The following is a 6,669-nucleotide window of genomic DNA, read 5'->3' on the forward strand; positions in this document are numbered from 1 at the left end:
GCGACGGTCAATGGCCATGGGGACCCCCGCAGCAATCAGAACTCGTAGCGCGCCGCGAGGCTGTAACTGCGGCCTGGGTAGAACCAGGCGCGCCCCATGTCACCAATGTGCTGTTGCTGCGTCTGGCGCACGATCACATCGTTGAGGTTGGTCACGTTGAACGACATGCTGAAGGTGTCGGTGAACTTGTAGGACACACCGGCGTCCCACTGGCCGAACGCCTCTTGCCAGGTCGGCAGGCCCCAGCCCACGTCTTGCGCGCCGGGCCGGTTGGGATCGGCGCTGGTCGCGTCGGTACCCCGCGTGCCGTTGACATCGATGCCTTGAAGGATGCGGCTGTGCCAGTTGTAGGCCAGTCGAGCCGACAGCGGCCCACGGTCGTACATCACCACGAAGTTGGCCGCGTGCCTGGCCATGTACGGCAGCGGCAGGTCCTTGAACGGCACCCCGTTGGTATCGCACCCGTACAGATGCAGGCCCGCGTTGGTGGTCGCGTTGCCGGCGTCGCAGTACGGGTTGTCAAAGTCCCTGTACAGATTCTGCTTGCCGTCGATGTACGTGTAGTTGGCCGACACGCCGAAGCCCTTGGCCCAGTCGGGAAAGGCTTCTTCGAGGCCAGGCACACGATCCAGATAGGTCATCCCGGCGATTTCCAAACCGCTCACGCGAGCCTTGCCCACGTTGTCGGGGCCGGTGATCGAGAAGGTCTGCGGGTTGCCGCCCTTGCTGTTGTACGTGCGGGTGAAGGCGGTGTTCATGATGATGTCCTTGACATCCTTGTAGAACACCGTGCCCGTCAGCGATTGGCCATCACGCGGGTACCACTCCAGGGCCAGATCGACGTTGTTGGACGTGATGGGCTTGAGCTTCACATTGCCCGTGTTGCTACCGGTGTAGGTGACCGTGTGGTTGTTGGCGTCGTACTTCTGTTCCAGCTTGATGTATTCGCCCAGCTGATTGAAGCCCGGGCGGTTCATGCTTTGCGCCAACGCCAGACGCCCCTGGAGTCGGTTGGTGAAGTTGACCTTCATGTTCAGCGACGGCAGCACCTTCACATAGCTGTTGTCCACATCCAGTGGCTCAGCCACGCTGTCGAAACGCGGCAGATCCGGTGGTGTCTGCGAATCGTAGGTGGGTGTGAAGGTGACATAGCCGTGGGACACATCGCGCGTGTACACCACACGAACGCCGACATTGCCTTCCACCGGGTATTGCCAGTCGTCGAAACCGAAGCGCAGCGTGCCATAGGCGGCGTAGGTGTCTTCGCTGTGGGTGCTGGTCTTGGACGGATCGCCGTCGTAGACGAGCGGCTTGAACGTGTAGTCCGAAATCTTGCAGCTGTCGGCGGGCCGGCCGTAGAGCGCTGCACCGTCCAGGCACTCTTGATAGCGGACGTCGACCACCAGGTGCTCATACGTGTTCGGGTAGTCTTTGACCGCGCCGAATGTCGGGAACACGAGGTTCGGCAGCCGGCCCACCTTGCCACGATAGAAGTTGCCGTAGTTGAACAACTCGGTGGGCACTTGGTTGTAGCGCGGGTCGCTGAGGTACGCAAAGTTGCCACGGGGCTGCCAACCCTGGGGATCGTTCGCGCTGGGCAACTGGCCTGGCGTCGACGTCTGCTTCACGGCCCAGGGTTCGGCGATGGAGGTCCAGTTGTTGCCGGTGGCATCGAAGTGCCGTGCCTCGCGGTAGGTGGCGCGCACCCCGAAACGGAAGTCGCGCAGCACCGGATCGTCGAACTTGAACCTGCCGTCGGCCTTCCAGGCGTACAGGTCGGCGTCCGCCTTCGACTTGGAAGGCATGACGAGATTCCAGTAGTAGTTCGCCGGATTCGCCAGGAAATCGGTCGACGTCTGATCGAACCCGATGCGCACCGGGCCCTTGCCGGAGGCGTCGATCGACATGCTGGGAACAAAGGTGCCCAACTGGATGTTGCGGTCAAAGCTGTCGTTCTTGGCGTGGACCCATTGCAAGTCGTTCTGGAACGACCAACGGTCATTGATGTCCCACTTGAAATTCCACGCCAGTTCGTGCGTCTCGGCCGACTTCTCGCTGTAGCCGCGCGACAGATTGACGGCGAGACCACCAGCCGCGAAGTTGTTCGCGCCCAGTCCGCCCGTCGGGTAGGTGTAGGTGCCGGACTGCAGCACACCATGGCTGTCGTACACGGCGTTGTCGATCACCGACTTGTAGGCGTTCTCCACCCCGGTGTACATGCCCGATTCGGTGCCCGTCTCGCGCGAAGCCGACACGAAGTAGGTCAGTGCCGACTGCATGTCGTTCTTCTTCCACTGCAGCGCGGCATAGAGCCCCGTGCGCGTGGTTTCACCGGTGTTCGTGCGCCACGAGGCCGACTTCGGAGCCCAGACGGTCTGGCCCGCGACCAGGTCGGTCCGCGGGTAATAGGCATCCAGTTGCAGGGTCTCGTTCTGGAACGACGACTGGTTGTACGCCAGATCAAAGAGCACACCCCAGCGACCGGACTCGGCGTCCCACTGGGTGGCGTACAGGCCCGAAATGCTGGGCGACGACTTTCCCGACACCTCGACGTAGTTGTCCCCGACAGACACGTAACCCTTGGGGCCCTTGAAGTCGAAGGGCAGGAGCGTGCGCAGATTCACCAGGCCGCTGACGCCACCTTCGATGAGTTCGGCGGACGGATTCTTGTAGACATCCACGCCCGCCATCAGCTCCGGCGGCACGTCGCCCCAGCTCAGTTCACGTCCTGGCCAGCCGGCAGAGAAGGACTCGCGGCCGTTCAGGTTGGAGGCGCCCCAGCTCAGGCCACGAACGCTGATGCCCGAGCCTTCCACCGAGAAATGCTCGGGATCGCCTCGTGAGCGGTTGCGGTCGATCGTCACGCCCACCAGACGCTGAAGCACCTCGGTGATCGACTTGTCGGGCAGCTTGCCGGCCTCCTCGGCCACCACCGAATCGACGATCTCTTCGGCTTCCCGCTTGATCTTCTGGGCCGACTGCAGCGCTCCGCGTTGCCCGGTCACGACCACGGTGTCCGCGGTGTCAGCCGGGGCGCTGGGTGTCGTTTGTGCGTGGACCACGCCTGCACTGAGCAAGACCGCCTGCGTGACGGCTCGAGAAATGGCCGTCTTGTGGAACTGTCTCATCTGTTGTCTCCGATTTTTTGCGTCAGGTCTGACCCGGCGGCGTCTTGAAGTGCGACCTCGGGTCGCTCGGTGGTTGGGGTGGCGACTTCGCGTCGTCTCGCAGCCCGATCAGTCCCTCGCGATGCGGTTGACCAGGTTCTCGAGATACTCCTGACGGCCCGAGACCGGTGCGACGTCCTGGTTCGTCGCGACGGCAGCCTCGGCCAGGTCTTGCAACGAGCGGCGGCCGAGCAGGATGTCCTGGCCACGCGGCGTGGCCCAGCCGGCGTATCGGCGCGTCAGCAACTGCTCGAGTTGACCGTCGACGATGAGCCGCTCGGCGGCAAGCAGGGCTTCGGCACACAGGTCCATGGCGCCGACGTGCCCGTGGAACAGGTCTTCCGGATCCAGCGACTGGCGGCGCACCTTGGCGTCGAAGTTCAACCCGCCCGACCCCAGGCCGCCGGCCTTGAGGATGTGGTACATCGCCAATGCGGTCTCCGGCAGGTTGTTGGGGAACTGGTCGGTGTCCCAGCCCAACTGTGCGTCGCCCCGGTTCATGTCGATGCTGCCGAGAATGCCCAGCGCTGCCGCGGTGGCGATCTCGTGCTCGAAGCTGTGGCCCGACAGCGTGGCGTGGTTGGCCTCGATGTTGACCTTGACTTCCTTCTCCAGGCCGTAGCGCACCAGAAAGCCATAGACCGTGGCGACGTCGAAGTCATATTGATGTTTCGAGGGCTCGCGCGGCTTGGGCTCGATCAGGATGGCACCCTTGAAGCCGATCTTGTGCTTGTGCTCGACGACCATGTTCAGGAAGCGACCCATCTGGTCGAGTTCCTGCCCGATGTTGGTGTTGAGCAGCGTCTCGTAGCCTTCACGGCCGCCCCAGAGCACGTAGTTCTCGCCGCCGAGTTCGAGCGTGGCGTTCATCGCATCGCGCACCTGCAGTGCTGCGAGCGAGAAGATCTCAGGATCCGGATTCGTTGCCGCGCCGGACATGAAGCGCCGGTGGCTGAACAGGTTGGCCGTGCCCCACAGAAGCTTCACGCCGGTGCGTTGCTGGTGTTCGCCCAGCGCCGCCACCATGCGGCGGAAGTTCTCATGGCTCTCGCGCGGCGTCGCACCTTCCGGGGCCACGTCGCGGTCATGGAAGCAGTAGTACGGCGTCCCAAGCTTGCTGAAGAAATCGAAGGCCGCCTGCGCCTTCATGGCGGCCAGTTCCATCGGACTTCCGCCTTGGAACCAAGGCCGCTCGAAGGTGGCGCCGCCGAACGGATCCAGCCCGGTCCAGACGAAGTTGTGCCAGTAGCAGACTGCAAAGCGCAGGTGGTCCTCCATGCGCTTGCCCAGAACCAGGCGGTCCTTGTCGTAGTGGCGGAAGGACAGCGGATCGGTGCTGTCCGCCCCTCGGAACTTCACTGGATCGACGGAATGGAAGTAATCGGTCATATGGTCGTTTTGGTTGGGTGGAATCTGGATGAATCGCGACGAAGCCTGGTGACCATTGGGCGACTCGACGATCGCCAAGAGCAGGCTTGCGCTACCACACGTCCACGGCCGCCGCCTACTGCACAGTGATGGGGCTGAAGACAGTGATTTCGTTGGTGAGCGTGTACGCCGGATCGGTCTTGGCCGGGACCGTGCCGTCCGCCTTGGATGCCGAGACGGTGAGGTTCATCGAATTCGGGCTGAACTCCAGCAGCCTGACCGAATGGGCCCTGAGTTCGGCGAGCGCTGCCGCCTTCGACTCGGCGGTCACGCCCCAGTCGAACATCCAACCCTCGGTCTTCGGCATGTCGGCAAGACCGCAGTTCTCCGTCACGGCGAAATTCTCAAGCTGAAGCATGTAGCCGGCCGGTGCCGCTGACTTGGGCTGGCTCAGCTGCGAAACCGTCACGAAGCATTCGCCGCCATCGGGCTTGGTCACCGCATGCGAAGTCTGGATCCTGACGAAGACCTTGGCACCCAGGGCGTACAGCTGAGGATCGAGACCGTAGGCCACGAACATCGAGGTTTCGGTCTTCAGCTCGAAGGGCAGCAAGTCATAACGATCCAGGGTCCCGTCCGGCTTGAGCACAGGCGTTCTGGGCGCGCCGATCTGGAAGCCGTAATAGGACCAGGCGATGCTGCTGTCTTCGCCCCAGTTGGAGTCGTCTGGCACCAGGGGCTTGATGTCATAGGCACCCGTGACCCWGGGCGAGAAGCCATTCAGGTCCGTGGCCATCGACACGTTGCACCAGGACGGTGTCTTTCCGCCGCACCAGCCATCCAGTGCGCTGCCCGCCGCCAGGCTCACTTCGCCGTTCTCCGCGGTGCGGCTGAGCGTCGAATTGAAGCCCGAGGCATAGAAGCGCGGATCGACCCCGATCGTGAAGCTTTCGCTGCCGCCACCGGCAATGGTCATGTCGAACTGGCAGCTTCCCTTAGCAAGCAGGCGCAGTTCACGGCCCGCGACGGCACACACCGACGGCGTGTTGGAGACATAGCTCAGCGCCTGCCCGTTGGCGTCTTTGGTACCGAGCGCAACCGTTTGAACTCCGCCCGCCGTGCTGACCACGAAGGGCGGAGCGCTGTCCACCACAATGAACGCCGTGGCGTTCAACTCGCCGTAGCTCTCGTTCGTAGGCGCCGTGACCGTGAGCTCGCACAGACCCAAGCCCTTGAGCGACAGCGTGGTACCGCTGGCCGTGCAAACCGACGGCGCATTCGATACGTAGGTCGCAGGCTGGCCGGCGTCGGTCGTGGCCGACAAGGTCACCGTCTCGCTGGTGGACTTCATCACCGCCGCAACCGGCAGCACCGCCATTTGCGCGTGCTTGAGCACGACGAAGAGCTGGCTGGTGTCGTCGGCGGCCGCCCACTGCACACCATCTTCCGTCTTGCCGCCGTCCTGGCTGGCAATGACCAGGCATTCACCCGCCGCCACGAGCGTCAACTGATCGCCCGACACCGTGCAGGTATCCGGCGTGCCCGACTTGAAAGTCACAGCCATGCCGGACGTGGCCGTCGCATGCAAGGTGGTGGGCTCGTCCAGCAGCGTGCCGCCGCCGGGGTACTGGAAATTGATCGCCTGCAAGCGACCTTCCGAGTTGCCACCACCGCTTCCACCACATGCAACCAGCAGAAGCCCGCAAGCTGCAACCACCAGGGACATGCGCCCTGCGCATCGGATTTGTCTCACGTCGTCTCCTTATATTGCCTTGCGTGGCAGGAGCGATCCGTTCAGGATGCCCTGCTGGCGCATGCCTTGCCGCCATGCTCATCCGCCCACCGCAACCGGCCGGCTGCGCCGCTTTCGAATGCTTCACGACGACCGACACGACGCCATCACGTTGAGGGTTGCAAGAATCTTAATTAACGCGTCGAACTAATTAAAACGGTGGAAACACCTACTGCCGCGGACGCGCGGGCGGTTCAAGGTTGGGGCCGTGCAAGAAGAGGTATTTCATGAGTGGCAACGCGTTGCGCAAGGTGGTGATCGTTGGCGGCGGATCTGCCGGGTGGATCACGGCGGCGCCGCTTGCGCGCATGTTGTGCGGCCCGGGCGCGCAGCCCTGCGAGG

At 63.2% G+C, this 6,669-nt stretch carries 4 protein-coding genes; 1 reads left to right on the forward strand and 3 read right to left on the reverse strand.

The features are described from left to right. Nucleotides 1-35: 35 nt before the first annotated feature. From AC1DYI_RS23410 to AC1DYI_RS23420, 3 genes are all read right to left on the reverse strand, one after another. On the reverse strand, nt 36-3,128 hold the full coding sequence (locus AC1DYI_RS23410) for a TonB-dependent receptor (RefSeq protein WP_477206533.1): 3,093 nt from the start codon (nt 3,126-3,128) through the stop codon (nt 36-38). A gap of 108 nt (nt 3,129-3,236) precedes the next feature. Then, nucleotides 3,237-4,556 (reverse strand): xylose isomerase, encoded by a 1,320-nt coding sequence (gene xylA / locus AC1DYI_RS23415; protein WP_477206534.1) that lies wholly within the window; start codon nt 4,554-4,556, stop codon nt 3,237-3,239. A gap of 115 nt (nt 4,557-4,671) precedes the next feature. Beyond that, complete coding sequence (locus AC1DYI_RS23420; RefSeq protein ID WP_477206535.1) at nt 4,672-6,261, reverse strand: hypothetical protein; 1,590 nt, start codon at nt 6,259-6,261, stop codon at nt 4,672-4,674. A gap of 293 nt (nt 6,262-6,554) precedes the next feature. On the opposite strand from AC1DYI_RS23420, the gene AC1DYI_RS23425 reads away from it, so the two are divergent. Next, nucleotides 6,555-6,669, forward strand: a 115-nt coding sequence (locus AC1DYI_RS23425) for a tryptophan 7-halogenase (RefSeq protein ID WP_477206536.1), incomplete at its 3' end; no start/stop codon positions are given.

This window comes from Ideonella sp. P3_A4 (genome assembly GCF_056403075.1).